This window comes from Thermococcus prieurii, from assembly GCF_054657655.1.
In genome coordinates, this window is sequence record NZ_BAAHYH010000002.1 from 178,088 (window position 1) to 197,034 (window position 18,947).

At 54.7% G+C, this 18,947-nt stretch carries 20 protein-coding genes; 11 read left to right on the top strand and 9 right to left on the bottom strand.

Annotation, left to right across the window (positions count from 1 at the left end; translation table 11 throughout):
• Positions 1-5: 5 nt before the first annotated feature.
• Positions 6-1,580 carry a proton-conducting transporter transmembrane domain-containing protein gene (locus ACYQ04_RS04200; protein WP_460127584.1) on the top strand — a complete coding sequence of 525 codons (1,575 nt, stop codon included), beginning with the start codon at positions 6-8 and terminating at the stop codon, positions 1,578-1,580.
• Here the strand turns inward: ACYQ04_RS04200 and ACYQ04_RS04205 are convergent.
• Positions 1,558-2,124 (bottom strand): nitroreductase family protein, encoded by a 567-nt coding sequence (locus ACYQ04_RS04205; RefSeq protein ID WP_460127585.1) that lies wholly within the window; start codon positions 2,122-2,124, stop codon positions 1,558-1,560. The genes ACYQ04_RS04200 and ACYQ04_RS04205 overlap by 23 nt on opposite strands.
• 74 nt (positions 2,125-2,198) lie before the next feature.
• Between ACYQ04_RS04205 and ACYQ04_RS04210 the strand changes: the two genes are divergently transcribed.
• From ACYQ04_RS04210 to ACYQ04_RS04240, 7 genes are all read left to right on the top strand, one after another.
• Positions 2,199-2,741 carry a DUF998 domain-containing protein gene (locus ACYQ04_RS04210; RefSeq protein ID WP_460127587.1) on the top strand — a complete coding sequence of 181 codons (543 nt, stop codon included), beginning with the start codon at positions 2,199-2,201 and terminating at the stop codon, positions 2,739-2,741.
• Entirely contained in the window at positions 2,738-3,199 is a 462-nt protein-coding gene (locus ACYQ04_RS04215; protein WP_460127589.1) for a hypothetical protein, read from the top strand. Before ACYQ04_RS04210 ends, ACYQ04_RS04215 begins: the two co-directional genes overlap by 4 nt.
• A gap of 97 nt (positions 3,200-3,296) precedes the next feature.
• Complete coding sequence (locus tag ACYQ04_RS04220; protein ID WP_460129842.1) at positions 3,297-4,277, top strand: SLC13 family permease; 981 nt, start codon at positions 3,297-3,299, stop codon at positions 4,275-4,277.
• Positions 4,278-4,359: 82 nt separating this feature from the next.
• A complete protein-coding gene (locus tag ACYQ04_RS04225; RefSeq protein ID WP_460127591.1) occupies positions 4,360-6,105 on the top strand; it encodes a DUF4932 domain-containing protein in 1,746 nt (581 codons plus the stop codon).
• Positions 6,106-6,142: 37 nt separating this feature from the next.
• The gene (gene tiaS, locus ACYQ04_RS04230) at positions 6,143-7,429 is read left to right on the top strand and encodes a tRNA(Ile2) 2-agmatinylcytidine synthetase TiaS (protein WP_460127593.1); all 1,287 of its coding nucleotides are present in this window, start codon (positions 6,143-6,145) and stop codon (positions 7,427-7,429) included.
• Between the two features lie 148 nt (positions 7,430-7,577).
• Positions 7,578-7,769, top strand: a complete 192-nt coding sequence (locus ACYQ04_RS04235) for a hypothetical protein (RefSeq protein ID WP_460127595.1) — start codon at positions 7,578-7,580, stop codon at positions 7,767-7,769.
• 61 nt (positions 7,770-7,830) lie between these two features.
• Positions 7,831-8,721, top strand: a complete 891-nt coding sequence (locus ACYQ04_RS04240; RefSeq protein ID WP_460127596.1) for a hypothetical protein — start codon at positions 7,831-7,833, stop codon at positions 8,719-8,721.
• Positions 8,722-8,783: 62 nt separating this feature from the next.
• Here the strand turns inward: ACYQ04_RS04240 and ACYQ04_RS04245 are convergent, their stop codons facing one another.
• From ACYQ04_RS04245 to ACYQ04_RS04260, 4 genes are read right to left on the bottom strand one after another with little or no spacing between them, the layout of a single operon-like run.
• On the bottom strand, positions 8,784-9,290 hold the full coding sequence (locus ACYQ04_RS04245) for a PIN domain-containing protein (protein WP_460127597.1): 507 nt from the start codon (positions 9,288-9,290) through the stop codon (positions 8,784-8,786).
• Complete coding sequence (locus tag ACYQ04_RS04250; RefSeq protein WP_460127599.1) at positions 9,220-9,453, bottom strand: hypothetical protein; 234 nt, start codon at positions 9,451-9,453, stop codon at positions 9,220-9,222. The genes ACYQ04_RS04245 and ACYQ04_RS04250 overlap by 71 nt, the downstream gene beginning before the upstream one ends.
• A gap of 40 nt (positions 9,454-9,493) precedes the next feature.
• A complete protein-coding gene (locus ACYQ04_RS04255) occupies positions 9,494-10,501 on the bottom strand; it encodes a deoxyhypusine synthase (RefSeq protein WP_460127601.1) in 1,008 nt (335 codons plus the stop codon).
• A 36-nt stretch (positions 10,502-10,537) separates the two neighbouring features.
• Positions 10,538-11,584 (bottom strand): FAD-dependent oxidoreductase, encoded by a 1,047-nt coding sequence (locus tag ACYQ04_RS04260; protein WP_460127603.1) that lies wholly within the window; start codon positions 11,582-11,584, stop codon positions 10,538-10,540.
• 190 nt (positions 11,585-11,774) lie between these two features.
• Here ACYQ04_RS04260 and ACYQ04_RS04265 point away from each other — a divergent pair, with 190 nt between their 5' ends.
• Positions 11,775-12,554 (top strand): SDR family oxidoreductase, encoded by a 780-nt coding sequence (locus tag ACYQ04_RS04265; protein WP_460129844.1) that lies wholly within the window; start codon positions 11,775-11,777, stop codon positions 12,552-12,554.
• Positions 12,555-12,592: 38 nt separating this feature from the next.
• Here the strand turns inward: ACYQ04_RS04265 and ACYQ04_RS04270 are convergent, their stop codons facing one another.
• The 3 genes from ACYQ04_RS04270 to thsB all read right to left on the bottom strand — a co-directional run bounded on the left by ACYQ04_RS04270 (position 12,593) and on the right by thsB (position 16,463).
• On the bottom strand, positions 12,593-13,735 hold the full coding sequence (locus ACYQ04_RS04270) for an amidohydrolase (RefSeq protein ID WP_460129846.1): 1,143 nt from the start codon (positions 13,733-13,735) through the stop codon (positions 12,593-12,595).
• A 127-nt stretch (positions 13,736-13,862) separates the two neighbouring features.
• Positions 13,863-14,735, bottom strand: coding sequence for a zinc metalloprotease HtpX (gene htpX, locus ACYQ04_RS04275; RefSeq protein ID WP_460127606.1), 873 nt, complete (start codon positions 14,733-14,735; stop codon positions 13,863-13,865).
• A 72-nt stretch (positions 14,736-14,807) separates the two neighbouring features.
• Positions 14,808-16,463: a thermosome subunit beta gene (gene thsB, locus ACYQ04_RS04280; RefSeq protein ID WP_460127608.1), complete on the bottom strand. Its 1,656-nt coding sequence runs from the start codon at positions 16,461-16,463 to the stop codon at positions 14,808-14,810.
• A 180-nt stretch (positions 16,464-16,643) separates the two neighbouring features.
• Between thsB and ACYQ04_RS04285 the strand changes: the two genes are divergently transcribed.
• A complete protein-coding gene (locus tag ACYQ04_RS04285; protein ID WP_460127610.1) occupies positions 16,644-16,952 on the top strand; it encodes a hypothetical protein in 309 nt (102 codons plus the stop codon).
• Positions 16,949-17,617: a Kae1-associated kinase Bud32 gene (locus ACYQ04_RS04290; protein ID WP_460127612.1), complete on the top strand. Its 669-nt coding sequence runs from the start codon at positions 16,949-16,951 to the stop codon at positions 17,615-17,617. The genes ACYQ04_RS04285 and ACYQ04_RS04290 overlap by 4 nt, the downstream gene beginning before the upstream one ends.
• Here ACYQ04_RS04290 and ACYQ04_RS04295 read toward each other — a convergent pair.
• Positions 17,607-18,866, bottom strand: a complete 1,260-nt coding sequence (locus tag ACYQ04_RS04295) for a methyl-accepting chemotaxis protein (protein ID WP_460127614.1) — start codon at positions 18,864-18,866, stop codon at positions 17,607-17,609. The genes ACYQ04_RS04290 and ACYQ04_RS04295 overlap by 11 nt on opposite strands.
• Positions 18,867-18,947 lie beyond the last annotated feature (81 nt).

The following is an 18,947-nucleotide window of genomic DNA, read 5'->3' on the forward strand; positions in this document are numbered from 1 at the left end:
ATAGCATGCAGGTCGGACTCGTTCCAGTCATACCACTTGGCTTCGCCTTCTTCCTGCCCTTTGTGGCCTTCATGACTGGCAGAAAGAGGGGAATTGTAATAGCCTACTCACTCATCGCCCTCACCGTTACGTTCCTCGCTGGAATCTGGCTGTTCGATAGGGCCTATTCGAGCAGTGAACCGCTTGTCTACGCCTTTGGCAACTGGATAGCGCCCATCGGCATAGTCTTCGAGGTGGACAAGCTCTCGGCGACGCTCGTTTTAACGGCGACTTTCGGCTTCCTCCTCGCGGGAATATACTCGGCCAAATTCATAAGGACGCACGGCCTCGAGTTCTACTACACCTTTCTCCTCGGGCTTGAGGCAGGAACTCTCGGGGCCTTCATGACGGGTGATGCCTTCAACACCTTCGTCATGCTCGAGGTCATCGGCGCGAGCGCCTACGCGATAGTCGGCTTCTACCGCAACAGGAGCGAGGCCGTTGAAGGGGCCTTCAAGTACGGCATCAGCGGGGCCGTCGCGACGAGCCTCTACTTCCTCGCCCTCGGCTTCATCTACGCATCTTTCGGAACCCTCAACATGGCTGACCTAAGCGCCAAGTTCCACGGGGTTTCATTCCCGGTAACTACGAAGCTCTTCGGCGAGCCGACGCTCGCTTTGGCCATCTTCTTCGCGCTGACTTTGGCGATGGTCATAGTAAAGAGCGCAATCTTCCCGGGCCACTACTGGCTTCCAAGCGCCTACTCAGGCGCGCCGATTCCAGTCGGAGCGATACTCAGCAGTTTCGTCGAGGTCGTCGGAATCTACCTGCTCGCGCGCTACACCTACACGCTCTTCCACGGGCTTCCCTTCTGGAAGACCCTCTCGCTCGTCTTCCTCGTCCTCGGAACGGCGACGGCATTCCTCGGCTCGATTATGATGCTCGTCCAGAAGAACGTCAAGAGACTCATCGCTTACTCCACGATACTCCATATGGGCTACCTCTTCATGACCCTCGGCGTCGGAACCCAGCTCGCGCTGATGGCAATCGACTTCCACATCGTCAACCACGCGATAGCGAAGACGCTCCTGTTCTTCACGGTTGGAGCCTTCATCTACCGCAGGGGAGCGATGAAGGTCGAAGACTTAGCTGGAGTCGGCAGGGAGATGCCGGTAACGACGTTCCTCTTCGGCCTGGCGACGCTCAGCCTCGTCGGCGTTCCGCCCCTCAACGTCTTCTTCAGCAAGATGCTGATTTTCAACGCCCTCCTCCAGGTGAGCCCGCTCGTGGCTTCCGTCGTGATAATCACGAGCGCGATAGCCGCGTGGGCATACTTCCAGCTCTTCATAACCCTCTGGCGCGGAAAGCCGGTCGAGGGACATCATGAGCACGGAGAACATGAAGAACCGGAGAGGCACGAGGTTCCGCTCTTCGTGGCAATTAACTTAGTCCTCGGAATCCTCGTGGTCGCTTTCGGGCTCTTCGCCCCGGTGATAATCGACAAATTTTTCCACCCAGCTTCCGTTCAGGCGATGGACTGGCAGGGTTACGTTGAAGCGGTGAAGAGGCTGGTGGAAGCTACTTTCTCTGCCCTCGGCTGACCTCTTCCTTTTTCCACGGCCTGCCAAAGGTGTTGTAGCTCACCTTCTCCCACTCGAAGACCTCCTCACCGTGTGAGGGCTTTTTCTCTGCCGGATAGCCAACGCCTATTATGCAGAGGACTCGGTAGTTTTCGGGAATGCCGAGGACTTCTCGCACGTACTCCTCCGCGCTCTTCGTCTCGTCGTGCATCCTGTTCCTTATCTGCACCCAGAACGCACCGAGGCCGAGGGCAAAGGCTGAGAGCTGTATGTGCTCGGCAACTATGCTCGAGTCCTCTATCCAGACGTCGCTCTTCGTTTCATCGGCGGTAACCACTATCGCAATAGGCGCCGTCGCCAGGCCGGACGCACCGAGCTTTGCCTTTGAGAGGGCCTTGAGATTCTCCCTATCATCCACCACGATGAAGTGCCAGGGTCTTTTGTTGTAGGAACTCGGGGCGAGGAACGCGGATTCGAGCAATTTGTCCACAAGCTCCCTCGGAACGGGCCTGTCCTGAAACCTCCGGATGCTCCTCCTCTTCCTGAGAACCTCGAAGAACTCCATGCCACCACCAACGGAAGTCCTTAATTAACATAAAAGGTTTTTACGCACAAGCTCGAAGGAATTAGGGGGTTAAAATGGTCTCGAAAAAACTCGCGTGGAGCGGTTTTGCGGGCGGTCTTGTCTACTGGCTCTTTGTCGCCTGGGCCATAAAGGAAAACCCCTGGTTCTCCTTCTGGAGGAACGCGCTGAGCGACCTCGGCGGAGCCAGAGCGAACTCGCCCTGGATTTACAACGCCGGTCTGGTGGTTACATCGTTCTTCGTGCTGGCCTTCGCGCTTTACCTAATTGCAATGGCAGTCAACAAAGTCCAGACCGTTGGCGGGGCCTACATAAGCGTCTCGGCCATCTTTCTGGCTCTAATAGGGATATTCCACGAGGGAACGAGGCCCCACGTCTTCGTCTCGACGTACTTCTTCGTCCAGTTCTTCATGGGAGCTTTGATTTACGGCCTCGGCTCGGAGAAAAACGTTAGGATTGCCTCGCTCGTTCTCTTTGCCCTCGCCGTAATCGGAACCCTCTTCAAGTGGCCCTCAACGGCCCTCTTAGAGACCTATGAAATTATCCTCGTCATGACCTTCACCCTCGTCGTTGCGCTTTCCGGAGGTGGTGAAAGGTGAGCGCGCCGTTTCCCCCGATAAGGCGAACACCCGAAAGGAAGAGCCGAATCCTTAAGCCGGAAGACGCTGAAAAAGCAATAGAGCTCGTCAGGCAGGCACTGCCCTTCTTCAGGGCGGGAGAACCGATAGTTCACCCCGACCACGTGGACGTTCCGGTTCTCTACCTCGACTTCGCGATAGACAGGGTTCACTACGACCCGCGAACAGGCAACCCAAGTCCAAAGGGCGCACCTCCCCACGCGGAGCCCTGCACTGAGGGGGCCCGCGAAAGGATAGACGAGGTCCTCAAAGAGGCCCATGTCCTTGAGGGGGCGGAGTTCAGGGAGCCGGAGGACTGCTGGGTCGTGCCTGTTGCCTGGAAAAGCTTTATAATCCTGCACGTCCGCGTCTCGGCGGACGGAAGCGAGCTGATTCCGGATTACCATCTAACCGAAGAGGTGAGGCGACACGGCCTGTAGGCTCGGGGAGTTCCTGAAAAGGGAGTGGTTCCTGAGCGTTCTGCTCCTTCTCTATGCCGGGTTAGTCCTGGTAGACCGCTCTCTCCCCGGGAGAACACTGAATCTCGTTGACTGGGGCAGTTTAAGTCTCATCACAGCTTTAATCATAACCTCGAAGGGCCTCGAGCTTTCGGGAGTCTTCAACAGGCTCGCGCCGAGGCTCGTAGCAAGGGCAAACGGTTCGAGCAGAAGACTGCTTCTCCTCCTGCTTCCAACTATCGCCCTCTCCTCGGCACTGATAATGAACGATACAGCAATGCTCGTCTTCATTCCCCTCGTCGTGGCCCTCTCAGAGCTTTCGGGAATGGACAAGGCGAGGGCGGTAACACTCTCGGCAATATCGGCGAACGTCGGTTCCGCCCTGACGCCGATAGGGAACCCGCAGAACATCATAATCTGGCGCGAGTACGGTTTGGGCTTCTTTGCATTCATCAGGGGTATGCTCCCCTTCGTCCTCCTCTGGCTCAGCCTGTTGCTGGCAATCGTCTTCCTTACTCCCGATGAACCGCTCTCCGTCCGCTCCCTTCCCCCGGTTGCCTTCAGAAAGGACCTGTTTCTTGTCTCGGCCCTTCTCCTCGGTCTCAACGTTTACCTCGGCGAAACCGGGAGGCACGAGCTCTCGATTGCGCTCACTCTGCTGACCTTTCTTCTCCTCGAGCGAGACGTGCTTCTAAGCTTCGACTGGGCGCTCGTGCTCACCTTCGCGTTCATCTTTATCGACTTCAACGAGCTCTCGGCGCTACTCATCAAGGCGGGGCTGTCTCTCCCGACCGAGGGAGCCGGCCTTGTTCTGGCGTCTGCAGGATTAAGCCAGCTGATAAGCAATGTTCCGGCGACGGTTGTCTTCCTCGGCTCCAAACCCGCGTGGCTCCCGCTGGCGATTGGCGTGAACGCCGGTGGAACGGGCACGGTCGTCGGCTCTCTTGCCAATCTCATAGCGGTTAGAATAGCACGGGTTTCGCTGAGAGACTTCCACAGGTGCTCCCTGCTGTACTTCATCGTTGTCCTCGTAATCTCCGCGGGGCTTATCCTGCTCTGAGCCCTGTTCGTGATTTTCATGTCTGGTTTCTTCCCTCAAAAAGATTTAAATTTATTAATCCAAATTGTTTTCAGGTGATGGCATGAAGCGCGTTGCCTCCATGGTTCTGATTGTGCTTCTCGTTGTTGGGGCTGGGTGCATCGCTTCGAGTTCCAGCCACCCGGTGTCCCCAACATCTTCGGCTCATCCCACGGGGGGACAAGCGCACTCAGGTGCTATCAACGAGTCCACGTCTTTGAGCACCTCATCGTCGGGCTTCCCGCGGAACTCTTCCAGCTCCAAGCGTTTTGACTTTGCCCCCGTTGAGGTGAACCTCTCCAGCAGGGTTCACGTTGAGATTGACCCGCGCCTTGAGCTCGTCCAGATAATATACTTCCTCTCAAACTCCGATTGGTACCGGAAGCATGCCAGTCCGTACCGGGCTGGGGCAAATCCCTACAACTATCCCTACCTAAGGGACGTTCTCAATTACTTCGGGAATTACACAAACGCCACTGCCGTTCGGATGGTTCCTGAAATGGTCAACAACAGTCTGGCGTACGACGCTATCCCGGAGTTCGCGCTTCACCTAAACCCCGTCAACTTTTCAAGGGATATGAACTGGAGCGACATGCTCCGCCTGAGGCCCTGGCTCAACGTTACCCTGCTCAACGAGTTCGCGAGGGCGGTTGCCCAGTTCGCCAACGAGACAGACTTCTGGAGGTTCTACAACGAGCACAGAGCCTTTTATAACGAAACCCTTCTCGAATTCGAGGCAAACGGGAGGAGAATCCTCAACGTGACCCGCTTTGAGGAGAACTTCTTCGGCGAGAACGCCTCCTCATGGACAATAGTTCCGCTGACTCTGATTGCCTACGACGGCTTCGGTTATCATCTCAACGAAGGGGGGAAGAAGAGAATCTACGCGTTCTTGGGCTTTGACAGGATTGAGGGCGGTGTCCCAAGGGTGTACTTGAGCCGGGCGGGAATAACGTTCCTTGTCCACGAGTTCGCTCACAGCTTCGTTAATCCAGCTGTGGATAAGTACTACTACCTCTTCAAACCATACGAGTCCCTATACAACCCTGTCCGGGAAAAGCTCACCAGGATGGCCTATCCAAACTTCAAAGTCATGCTCTACGAGACCTTCGTCAGAGCCGTCGAGGTTTACTACCTCAACGTTACGGGGCATCCCAAGGAGGCGCTCAAGAGCCTAATAGGAAATCGGGACATCGGCTTTTACTTTATCGGAGACGTCTACAGGGCTTACGTCAACGACTACATGAAGCACCGGGACGTTTACAAGAACTACACCGACTTCATGCCCGAACTTGCGCGGGTAATCGGGGAGGTGTACAACCGTACCGATGGGGGTAAGAACCTCACGCTTCCCATCACCGTGTGGGATTTTGTCATCGCCGCAAACAACAGTGGCGTGGTAGTTTCGTACGGCGCATCGCCTGCGGAAAAACAACTGGCGGAGTTCGTGTTTGAATCGTACACCGCCAAAGGCATTCGGGCGACAATAAAGCCGGTCTCGAACCTAAATTCCAGTGACCTCAGGAAAAACCTTGTACTTGTCCTGCTATCCAACGCCTCAATCCTCTCCAAACTTCAGGAGAACACACCTGTGTTCGTCAATGGAACGATGGTAAAGAGCAGAATCACGGGGAAAACGTACTCCGGAAGCCTCCGTGTTCTGGAGGTTATCCAAAATCCATGGAACCAGAGCGCGCTGATAATGCTGGTCATTGGCACGGACGAGGATGCCCTTAGGGGCATACAAGCGTACGCCTCGATATGGTACAGCATTAGACTGCCTTCGGGAGTCCTCCTTGAGCGGGGCTGAGCGTTTAATTTTTAAGCCCTCGCTCTTTTCTCCAACCATGCTCCTCCACATCGGAATCGACGACACGGACTCGCCCAACGGCATGTGCACGACATATCTCGGCGCGCTCCTCTACCGCGAGCTGTCGCGCTTAGCTGAGCCCATCGACCTGCCGAGGCTGATAAGGCTGAACCCGAACATCCCCTACAAGACGCGCGGGAACGGAGCGGTTGCGATGACCTTCGAGGTCGATGAAGAGCTTATCCTTGAGATTAAGGACCTCGTGCTGTTCTACGTTAATCAGCTTGCGGACTTCACACACGAGAACACAAACCCCGGCGTCGCTTTTCTCGAGGGCGAAATCCCCGAAAAACTGAGGAAGTTCTCGCTCAAAGCTTTAAGGGAGCACGTTACCATCGAGGAAGCCGAGAATGTTGCGAGGGAAGTAGGGGCGGAAACTTTCAAGTTCAAGCTCGGAAGGGGCATAATCGGCGCGCTCGCTTCAATCGGTTATCCATTGGAGCGTTTCACCTACGAGCTTTTAGCTTACCGCGAGCCGGAGAACTGGGGGAAGGAGAGAAAAGTCGACGCCGAGAGCGTGTTTCTGGCCGACAGGTGGAGCTACCCCTTCACCTACGATAACGTTGACCCCTACAAGAGAACAGTCCTCATAGCCCCTCACGGCAAAGACCCCGTTCTCGTCGGAATCAGGGGGATTGACAGGGGAAAGGTTCTCCAGACCTTTGAGATGGTCTGCTTTGGGGAGCCGATAGCTTTCTACCAGCTCTACAAGACGAACCAGAACACCGACGACCATCTGACTCCCAAAAAAATCGGCGAGCTGAGGCTATACGACAGTGCGGTTGTCAGAGGGAGAGTTTCCAAGCCGTACTGGGAGCGCGGGAGGCACGTTTTCTTCGAGCTGGAGGACGAGACCGGAAAAATCAGGGTGGCGGCCTTCGAGCCGACGAAGAAGTTCAGGAACTACGTTCGGAGGCTCCTGCCCGGCGATGAAATCATAGCCGCTGGAGGGGTTAAGGAGCACGAGGGGGTCTTGACCCTCAACCTTGAGAAGTTCTACCCGGTGAAGCTCGTCCCGAAAATCGAATACAGAAAGCCCAAGTGCCCGCGCTGTGGTGGAACGATGAAGAGCAAGGGCGACTACCTGAAGTGCAAGCGCTGTGGCTACAGAATGCCGAAGAAGCTGATTCCAGTTGAAGTCCCGCGCGAGCTGGAGAGGAAAATTTACGAGGTTCCCCCCGACGCGAGGAAGCACCTGTCGAGGCCTCTGGTGTTACCGGGTGGGGAGGGTAGGGTTTTGGAAGCGTTGGGAACTTTGAAATGATAATTCTGATTATCATAACCGTGATTATTATTCGAGCCAATAAAGGTCAAGTCCCCCATTGAAGTGGATTGAGAGATGTTTCCCCTTTGACTTGGGGGACTTCGAAAGGCTTATTTCTCCCCGGGGTGAAGTTTAAAGGGTGTGCCAGATGGTGCTCACGCGGAAGAGAACCGGAATAGTAGAGATCGAAGAAAAAAGAAGATTCAGAACAGTAAAGAGAAGGGAACAGGTAGATGTATATACGGCACCGTCAGGGAAAAACGAGACAGTCTTTGCCAAAATTGCCCAGATCGCCGCGGGCCTACCCGACCCGCACCCAACACACACACTGGACTCCTGACGGAAGTTACAGATTTGTCTCCGAAAGAGAAACGCCCACAGAGGTCGGATATGATTTTCTCATGGGCCTGCTCACTGGGCTAGCAAGAGATGGGATCGGCGGCGCGCACACAGATCACGTAGAGTCCCGCTTCCACAACATACTTAAAGAAATCGGTGAAGAAGTTGGAGAAATCCGCGGTTTGGATGAAATAAGACCTTTAGAAGACATAACATACAGAGGAAAAGGTAAAGGTATAAAAGTGCCAAGATTCAAGGAGTTCCTGCAGAAGCACAGAGAGAAAGTAATCGAAGAGATGACAGATGCCATTTACACAGCGTACAAAATGAGGGGAAAGATTATAGACAAGGAGAAAATTAGAAAGGCTGTTGAGAGTGCTGTTGAGATTTCGGACAAACTTGCGCACAACATATTCGACAACCGAGCAGATCCATACTGGATAGCCGTTAATCACTACAAAAACCTGTACGATCAACCGCCGGCAGTTCAGCTGACCGGAGTGTTCGACGGGCTCCTCCGAGTACCACGGGAGAAAGTGCTCGAAACAATAGGAGATCACATAATCGAACTGAAGAAAGCATTCCCGAACGTCGTGAAACCAGAGGAAGTGTATGGAGACCTATGGTACGAATTCCTCAAGAAGAAAGGGATTGACCCAAGGGCTTTTGAAGTCCGAAAATCAGAAACCCCAACCCCTGCCAAGAAGATTCGGCGGCCATCTTCTGAGCTCATCACCATAGCAAAGGCCCTCGAATACTCTGGCTTCTCGGGCGAGGTGATGAAGCGGGCGGAGGGAGACCTGCTCAATCGACTTGACGAACTCCTCGAAAACCTTGAGGAGAACGCCCTTGAGATAGCCTACACGGCCAAGCTTCTCAGGCTCGTCCAGAGGAGGGACGTGGAGGGGATAAGGGAGTTCGCTAATGGTGAAACCTCGAGGATTCACAATTAACTATTGACCTTTGCATTCCAACTGCAAAGGAGTTTAAAAAGAGTTTGCAGTGGAGGTGCAAACTATTTAACGACCTCAATCACATCAATGTTCCCAAAGTCGGAGTCAAAAGTTGCTATCCTCGGAATTCCGTGCTTTATGCAGGTTGCAAGGATTGTGGCATCGCTTGGTAGGAGGCCGTATATTGTGGCAACTTCCTTTATTATCTCAGTCCTATCCTCATCGGGTAGAATATCAATCCCCGCATCTCCAACGAGGCCCAAGACCATGGCAAACGCCGTTTCAATCAGTTTTGAACCAGCTGGTGTCTTGAGGAATCGCTTTGCATCGTAGATATTGGAGATTCCATGTTTCTCTTTGGCGAGCTTCCTGAAGGAGACGTAAACTGCCTCGTTGATTGAAATCGGGGAGACAATCAGCTCATCGTCCAAAGTCAGTATCCCTTTTGCCCTCGCGGTCAAAGGCGTCGTGAATAGAAAGTTGTAAATGACGTTTGCGTCAATGTACGTCTTCAAAGCCCTCAGCCTCCAGAGCGTAGGCGTCGAGCTCCTGAGGAGAAGCCTTACCAAATATTCCCAGGTATTCCTCAATCGAGCGCTTCTCGCGTTTTTTCTTTGATTTCAGTTCGAGGTATATCCTCAACGCTTCAAGTTCAAGTTCCCTCTCAATAGCCCGTCGTGTATCCTCATTAATGCCCTTGGGCAATCTGACTCTGAGGATAACCTCTTCCATGCTTTCACCAGTTCTTAGTTGCTTTTTTCTGGATATAACCCTATCCCTTCATCACCTTCCACACCAGTAGCGGGAAGACCAGCGTCGCATCGGCCCAAATCTCGACGTAGTCGGCCTTTGCCCTTATCTTGCCCCAGCTGACACCTTCGCTCGGCGGTGCACCGCTCAGAGAGCCGTCCCACGGAATTGCCGTCGTCACGTAAATCGCGTAGTCAGTTCCACCCCTGAAGAGGTTGGCGTTGATTATCGCGTGCTTCGGCAATGAACCCCCGAGGATTATCGAGGCGGTCTCCTTTGCGGTGACGGCGAGGTTGTTGAGCTTCACTATGTCATTGGCGATGTCTATGATGAGCTCTCTATCCCCGCGCTCCTCCTTGAAGAAGTAGAGCATGTCCCCTATCGAGCCGTCGGTAATCGCCGGGCAGAAAATCGGGACGTTCCGCTTGTAGGCCCAGTAGATAACGCTCTTCTCCTTCTCCTTTCCGAGCTTCTCGTCCATGTATCTACCGAGCTCGTAGATGAACTCGCTCGCCGTTAAAACCCCGCGTTCCTTCTCCATCTCAAGAACCCGCTCGAAGAAGGGAATCATGTACTTCTCGAATTCAATATACCTGTCGTTGGGCACGAAGATGTTGCCTATCCTGTTGATGCCCTTCTCGCGCATCAGGGCATCATTAACGTTCCAGTCGCCGAGGACGAAGGGTTTGAGTGCTTTTATGAAGTCCTCCTCTATTCCGCCGGCAGTGGTTACGATGACGTCGACCTTGCCCTCTTTCACGAGCCACGCGATTATCTCCCTCAAACCGGAGGAGATGATGTTCGAGGTGTAGCCGAGAAAAACGCGGACTTCTTCTCCCTTTGCCCTTTTCTCCTCGACCTTCCGCCAGATTTCTATCGCCCTTCCGAGGTGCGTCGCCTGAAAGCCTATGCGCCCGTAGTAATCCAAAACCTCCTCAATGCTTGAAACGTCGTCAAGCCACGGCCCCTCAATCGGAACTCCCTCTACCTCTTCGCTCTCCTTAAGCACGATTTCTTTCGGCTCCGTCATGGAAGGGGGTTGGGAAGGGGGCGTTTAAAGCTTTCGTCAGCACTTCCCGCTCAGGACGGAGCCTATCAGCCTGGCCGTAACCGGGACGGGGAAGACCTTTCTCGGTGCCTTCTCTGTGAGCCACTCCTCTATCTCCTTTGCCCTCGCTCTCCCTTCACGCATCGCGGTTCCGATGTTTCTCGGCGCGACGATGTCTCCGGCGAAGAAAATCCCGGCCTCCTTAAGGATTTCCTCGTTCGCACAAACGACTTCTCGAATCGGACTCGTTGGTAACTGGCCGATAGCGTAGGCTACCACATCGGCGTCAACGATGAACCTTTCGTCCGTTGTAACAACGCTTCCCTCGACGATTTTCGTCCTCGCAAACTCAACACCTTCGGCCCTGCTTCCGCCGATGATTCTGACGGGCGAGGCCATCTCGATGAACTCAAGCCCCTCCTCAATGAGCTTCTTGATTTCGGCCTTTGCGTAGCTCTGCTCCAGGGAACGGCGGTAGACCATCGTGACCTTTTCAGCACCGAGGAGCCTCGATTCGAGGGCAACGTCAACCGCGGTGTAGCCTGCTCCGATTATGACGACGTGCTTGCCCTTCAAGTCGGGAACGCGGTCCCAGGGGTAGTAACCTATCCTCGCCATCTTTATGTGGTGGAGTAACTTAAGCGCGTCGTAAACGCCCGGGAGCTCCACGCCGGAAACCTTCAGCTTCCTCGGACGCCAGGCGCCCGTTGCAATGAGAAGGGCATCGAACTCACCAAGCAGTCTCTCGAGCGACACGAAGTGCTCGGCCCACTCGTCCCCGAGTTCCCGTGGGGAGTCGTAGATGACCTTCGTCCTGAAGTGGAAGTTCACGCCGAGCTTTTCGAGATTCTTAACGCCTTCTCTAACTGTCTTTATCGGTATTCTAACCTCCGGAATCGCAAAGGCTACCATTCCCCCGCCCTCTGGCATCTTGTCGTAGATGTGGACCTCGTAGCCTTTGCATGCGAGGTAGCCGGCGGCCGTCAGCCCAGCCGGGCCTGCGCCAATGATTGCGACCTTGAAGGGTTTCGGCTCGCTCTTCTCCCTGCAGATGTAGAACTTCACTCTATCACCCCCAAAGTTTTTCGAAAAATCTGTTAAAAACCGAAGGTTTTGCACCTTAAGTCTCTTTTCCCGAAAATCTTGCCATAATGACGGAGATTTCCCAAATTCGGGAAGCCTAATTCGTCAGGGGGACAAAGGTTATTAGCCCACCCTCGTATGCGCTACCATGATTGAGGTCGACCTGAAGGGGATGGGTGTAATAGTTACCGCATCCTCGCGCGGAATAGGCTTCAACGTCGCGCGGGAGCTTTTGAGGAGGAACGCAAGGGTTGTTATAAGCTCCAGAAACCGGGAAAACCTGAGAAAGACCCTTGACGAGCTCTCGGGCTACGGCGAGGTTTACGCCGTTGAGGCCAATCTTTTTGACCAGAGGGACCTTGAGAACCTTGTGAAAGAAGGCTGGGAGCTCCTTGGGGGAGTTGACGCCCTCGTCTGGAACGCCGGAAACGTCCGCTGTGAGCCGTGCCTCCTCCACGAAGCTACTTACCTCGACTGGATTGAGGCTTCAGCGCTCCACACGGTGGCGCCGGGCTATCTAACGACGCTCCTCGTTCAAACGTGGCTCGAGAAGAGGCGGAAGGGCGTTCTCGTCTACCTGAACTCGGTCTCGATAAAGGAACCGATGCCCCCGCTCGTTCTTGCCGATGTAACGCGCGCCGGACTTGTTCAGCTGGCGAAGAGCGTTTCAAGGACCTACGGAGGTAAGGGAATCCGTGCTTACTCCGTTCTGCTCGGCAGTTTCGACACGCCCGGTGCGCGGGAGAACCTCAGGGCGGTTGCAGAGGCGAAGGGAGAGCCCTTCGAGGAGACGTGGGAAAAGGAAGTGCTTGGCAGAACGCCCCTTCACAGAACCGGGAGGTGGGAAGAACTCGGCTCGCTCGTGGCCTTTCTGCTCAGTGATGATGCCGAATACATGCTCGGCTCCACCGTCGTCATAGATGGCGCAATGACGAGAAGCGTTGACCTCTGAAGCAACAGAATAGCAAAAAAGAGGTAAAAGGCTTTAACTCACCAGTCCGCCTCGTGAATCAGCTCGCCTTCCGCGAAGACGTGCGTCGGGTAGTTCTCGAGGCTGAACGGGTCGCCGTTCCAGACGACGAGAGATGCCCACTTGCCCTTCTCTACGCTTCCGAGCCTGTCGTCAACGCCGAGTATCTTCGCGTTGTTGTGGGTGATAACCTTTATCGCCTCCGCCTTGCTCATGCCGAGCCTTATGAAGTGCCTGAGCTGCAGGTAGAGGTTCATCTGGAGCGTAACGGGGTGGTCGCTCATGAGGCCGAAGAGGGGCCTGACATCGAGCAAATACCTGGCGTTCTTCCAGTCCTCGTGATTGAGCTCGACCTTGTAGGGGTGGCTGTCGAAGGGGCCGTAGATGACCGGAACGCCCTCGGCTTTAATCTTCTCGAAGGTCTCCCTGCTGTGGACGTCGCCGGCGTGCTCGATGGTTATTCTGAGCCCGAACTTCCGCTTTATCATCAGCAGAGCAGCTATATCGTCCTCTTTATGCACGTGGACGCGGAGCGGGAGCTCGCCCTTGAGGACCGGAATCAGAGCCTCGACAGTAGGCTCGACCTCCTCAGGCTCCTTCTTGCCCTTCTCAAGGAGCGTTATCGTCTTCTGGGTCTTGATGAGCCAGTTGAGAAGTATTCCTATCGCGCCCATTCTTGTGCTCGGCCTGGTCCCCTTCCAGCTCGTGGTCGAGCGCGGGTTGTAGCCGAAAGCGGCCTTAACGCCCGCGTACTGGACGAAAGCGTCCTCGATGTCTCGCCCGTAGTTCTTTATGAAGACGGCCTTTCCGCCGATGATGTTTCCGCTTCCTGGTAGAACCGAGGAGTAGAGCACGCCGAACTCGATGGAGTGTTTGAAGGCCTTGTCATCCATATAGATAGAGTAGAGCGCATCGACGAGCGGAAGAACCGAATCCATCTGCTCGTTGGCCTCGCCTTCTTGGTAGGGTTCCCCATACCTGTCCATTCCAATGTGGCTGTGGCCGTCTATGAATGCGGGGGTAACGACACCCTCCGCGATTACTTCTGCATCCTTCGGTTTCTCCTTCGTTACGTCCATGATGTTTTTATCGAAAACGACGTAAACGTCCCTCTGGACGTTGCCGAGGCCGTCGTAGAGAAGGGTTGCCTTCACGGCTTTCACGTTAATCACCGTTAAGAGTTGAGCGCTAACGTTTAAATGCATATTGTTGAGAAGCGCGACCGGTAGTTTTCAGCAGAGTTATATAAATAAAGAATTGATGGATTAAATTATTGTGCAAAAATTGAATTCAGAAGTTGGGGACGTAGCCCATCTCCTCGGCGAGCTTCCTGAGCCTCTCGATTCTCTTCTCCGTCGGTGGATGTGTTGAGAACAGCTCGGCGATGCTCATTCCCCTGAAGGGGTTGATGATGAACATGTGGGCGGTTGCTGGGTTGCCCTCGCGCATCGGCCTGTAGCGGACGGCCTGCTCAATCTTGAGGAGCGCGCTCGCTAACGCCCAAGGCTTTCCGCTGAGCTTCGCACCGCCCTCGTCCGCAAGGAACTCCCTTGAACGGCTTATAGCGGCTTGAATCAGCATCGCCGCGATTGGAGCGAGAATCGCCACGAGGATTGCGGCGATGATGTTGTCACCGTCACGGTCGTCGTAAGAGCCGAATATCGCTATCCAGCGCGCCCAGTAGGCGAGCTGCATTATCGCCCCAGCCATGGCCGCGGCGATGGTTCCAATGAGGATGTCCCTGTTCTTGACGTGGGTTAGCTCGTGACCGAGGACGGCTTCAAGCTCGTCCCTGTTGAGGATTCTGAGGAGTCCCTGAGTTACGGCGACGACCGCGTGCTTCGGGTCCCTCCCTGTGGCGAAGGCGTTCGGAGTCTCGGTCGGGATTATCGCTATCCTGGGCATTGGAAGCCCTGCTCTCTCGGCAAGGTTTCTCACTATCGCGTAGAGCTCCGGCGCCTCGGTTTCGTCAACTATCCTTGCGTTGTACCAGCTCAGCACGATTTTGTCGCTGTACCAGTAGGTTATGAAGTTGAAGAGCATGGCGAAGAGGAACATTATGAACGCTAAGCTGGGCCCTCCGAAGAGGTAGCCGATTCCCATAAGCAGTCCGGTGAGGATTGCCATCAACAGCCCCGTTCGGAGCCACATTTCGAGCCCCATCGTCTCACCCCGGGAAAGAATACAAGGGCGAAAAATAAATCTTTTTGGTCAAAAGTGGGTAGAAAAGGGGCATCACATGCCCATACCCATGTCCATGCCACCCATTCCACCCATACCGCCCATTCCGCCGGCCTGTCCTCCCTCGGACTTGCTGGGCTTGGCGGCGATGACGTCGTCGATTCTGAGTATCATTATGGCAGCTTCGCTGGCGCTCTTGATGGCCTGCTTTGGAACGCGGAGCGGGGCGATGATGCCCTTCTCTATCATGTCGGCCGGCTCGCCCTCGAAGACGTCGATGCCTATTCCAAGGCCCTTGTTCTTGTGCTCGCTGATGACCTTGACCATTATGTCAACCGGGTCGAGTCCAGCGTTTTCAGCCAAGGTTTTCGGGATTATCTTGAGGGCCTCAGCGAAGGCCTCGATGGCCAGAGCCTCCTTGCCGCCGACCTCCTTCGCGTACTCGTCGAGCCTGATGCTGAGCTCGATTTCAGGAGCACCGCCGGCCGGGAGTATTGCACCGTCCTCCATGACGTCCTTGACGACCTTGATAGCGTCTTCGAGCGCCCTCTCAACCTCGTCAACCACGTGCTCGGTTCCACCGCGGATGAGTATGGTGACGGCCTTCGGGTTCTTGCAACCCTCGACGAATATCATGTTCTCGCCGGCAACCTTCCTCTGCTCGACAAGCTCAGCCTCACCGAGGTCTTCTGGAGTCAAGTCCTTAACGTTGGTGACTATCTTGGCGCCAGTAGCTTTCGCAAGCTTCTCCATGTCGCTCTTCTTGACGCGCCTGACTGCGAGGATGCCGTGCTTCGCGAGGTAGTGCTGGGCGAGGTCGTCAATGCCCTTCTGGACGAAGAGAACGTTGGCTCCGGTCTTGGCTATCGCCTCAACCATATCCTTGAGCATCTTCTCCTCCTGCTCTATGAAGTCGAAGAGCTGGTCCGGGCTGGTGATGTTTATCTTGGCATCTGTCTCGGTCTTCTTGACCTCGAGGGCGTCGCCGATGAGGGCAATCTTGGCGTTCTCGACGCGCCTCGGCATCCTCGGGTGGACGACCTCCTTGTCGATGACGACACCGCGAATGAGCTCGCTCTCGTCAACGCTCTCGCCGGGCTTCTTCTCTATCTTGATGTTGTCGATATCGACCTTGTACTTTCCGTTCTCCTTCTCGGCGACCTGCCTAACTGCCTCAACGGCGAGCCTGGCCAGAAGCTCGCGGTGGGCCTCGGCGCTCTTTCCGGTGATTGAGGTGCCCGCTATCTTAAGGAGGGTCTCCTCGTCGTCCGGATTGACCTTGATGGCTATCTCGTCGAGTATCTCCTGGGCCTTCTCGGCCGCCATGGTGTAGCCCTTGACGATTATGCTCGGGTGGATGTTCTGGTCGAGAAGCTCCTCAGCCTTCTTGAGAAGCTCACCGGCGATGACAACGGCGGTAGTGGTTCCATCACCGGCCTCCTTGTCCTGGGTCTTCGCAACCTCAACCATCATCTTCGCGGCCGGGTGCTGAAGGTCAATCTTGTCGAGAATGGTCGCGCCGTCGTTGGTGATGACGATGTCGCCGAGGCTGTCAACGAGCATCTTGTCCATGCCCTTCGGGCCGAGGGTTGTTCTAACCGTCTCGGCGACAATCCTCGCGGCGAGGATGTTGAGCCTCTGGGCGTCCTTACCTATATACCTCTGGGTTCCCTCCGGGAGAATAACAACCGGCTGTCCACTCATGCTCATTTTGACATTCCTCCAAACCTTTTACCTTTTTGCGAAATCAGTTCGTCAGCGCTCTATATAAATTTTTGGTTCAAATTGTTCAAATTTTCAGTTTAATTTTGGTCAATTGACAGAAAAATTCAAGAATAGTTATGGAAAGGGCTAAAACCTTGGGAAACAATGACGGGTGGTGGGCAGTCTATGGACGTAAATGTCTACAACCTTTCCCCTGACTTTGCAAGGAAAGTCTTAGATGACATCGAACGTTATGGGATTGTCTCGGTGGACGTCGAGAACAAAGTTTCCCTCCTCGACGACATGCTCAAATCGGACGGGGAGAAGCTCAAGTACGCGCGGGAGAAGGTGAAGGAGGGCAACGTTGATAAGGCCGTGCTGGTCGTTCGAGACGGGACGGGAACGCTTGTAATAAACGTCGAGAACGTTGTTGAGATTCGGGTTGAGCTCGGGGAGTATGAGAAGTTGCTTCGGGAAGCAGGGGTGATTGAATGAGGCTCATAGCCCAGGGGGCCGAGGCGAAAATCTACGAGGGGACCTTTGAGGAGGTATTTGGCGTTGACCTGCTGAACGAGAGGGTAATCGTGAAGCACAGGGTTCCGAAGAGGTACAGGATTCCGGAGATAGACGTCAAACTGAGGAAGGAGCGAACCGTTAGAGAAGCCCGAATCCTCCACAGGGCGAAGGAGTTCGGCGTGAACTGCCCGTACGTCTACGAGGTCAACCTACGCGACATGGTAATAGTTATGGGGTTCATAGAGGGCAAAAGGTTGAAGGAGCACCTTGAAAGCGTTCCAATGGGGGAGAGATTGAAGCTTTGCCGGGAAATCGGAAGGCAGATAGGTAAGCTTCACAAAGCTGGCATCGTTCACGGCGACTTAACAACGAGTAACATGATTCTCCGCGGGGGGAAGGTCTACCTCATAGACTTCGGCTTAGCGGACTTCGACTCAACGCTCGAGGCGAGGGGCGTTGATTTACACCTGCTCAAAAGGGCCATGGAAAGCACCCACTACACTTGGTTCGAGGATGGCTTTAGGGCCGTTTTAGAGGGCTATGCAGAGGTTCTCGGCGAAGAAGCGAGAAAGGGAATCGAGGAGAAGATAGAAGAGATAGAGAGCCGGGGAAGGTACAGGGAGCGGAGCTGGCTCAAAGCTTGAACCTGTTGACTTCTTCCATGAGCCTCTGGACGACCTCTTCGAAGTCCGCGAGCGTTGCGCGGACCTCCTCCAGCGCCGAGGTCTGCTCCTCCGCCGCGGCGCTGACTTCCTCTGCCGCCGCCGTGGTTTCCTCCGCGGATGCCGCGAGGTTCTCGAGGAAGCGCAGACCCTCGTCTATCTTCTCGCCCTCCTCAAGGACCTTGTTCTTGAGCTCGTTGGCCTTGACCTCCATCTCCTCCATGAGCTCGGCTATGTGGGTGAGGTACGAGACGCTCTCCTTGAGGACTTCTGTTGACTGGGCAACGGTCTCTACGCTCTTTCCGGTGACCTCGACGCTCTCGTCAATCTTGGCCATAATCTGCTCCACGATGTTCCTGATATCGTCGGCGGCCTGCTTGCTCTCCTCCGCGAGGTTTCTAATCTCCTCTGCAACGACCGCGAAGCCCTTTCCAGCCTCGCCGGCCCTCGCCGCCTCAATAGCCGCGTTCAACGCGAGCAAATTCGTCTGCTCCGCGATGCCCGTAATCACGTTGGTTATGTTGGCTATGTTCTTGCCCATCTCGGCAACGCCCTTGACGGTCTCTTCAATCATCAGCATCATGTTCCTTATCTCTTCAATCTGCCCGACGGCCTCTTCGCCCTTCTGGCCACCCTCCCTGGCAAGTCCAACAACTTCGCTCATGGACCTCTCAAAGTCCTCCATCGTGTTTATGGTCTCCTTCCCTATCTCATCAATGTAGCGCATTGTTTCGGTCATGTGGTTGATGTTCTCCTGCTCCCTCTGCGCCTCAATGCTGACCTGGTTGATTGCCTCGGCAACCTGCTGTATGGCCTCGCTAATCTGGTCTATGTTCTCTTTGATGAGAACGCTTCTCTCCTGCACGGTCTCCGCGGCGTCCCTTATCGATGTAACCATTCTGTTAAGGTTCTGGCGCATTTTCTCTATTGCCTCCCTAATTCCCTGAAGGTGTCCGTTGAGCTCGGTGTCTTCAACGGTTAGGTCTCCCTCTGCTATCCTGTCGAGGATTTTTATGATGACGTTCATCTGCTTCTCTATTTCCCTGCGGTACTGCTCAACCTCCGGAGGAATCTTTGCCTTCCCTGCTATATTCTTCGTCAGCATTATCCCTGCGCCCACGCCGATGATGCCTCCAATTAGGCCCGCAATGGGGCCCGCTAGAAACGCCGGCACTATCGTCAGGCCAAAGGCCAGAACCGGTGACGCTATGAGCGCGCTCTTCTCATCCATGCATCATCCCCCGAAAGGGTACGCGTTAAAAATACTTAAAGCTTTCTAATTCAACAAAGTAAGAACATGACGCCAAAAAGG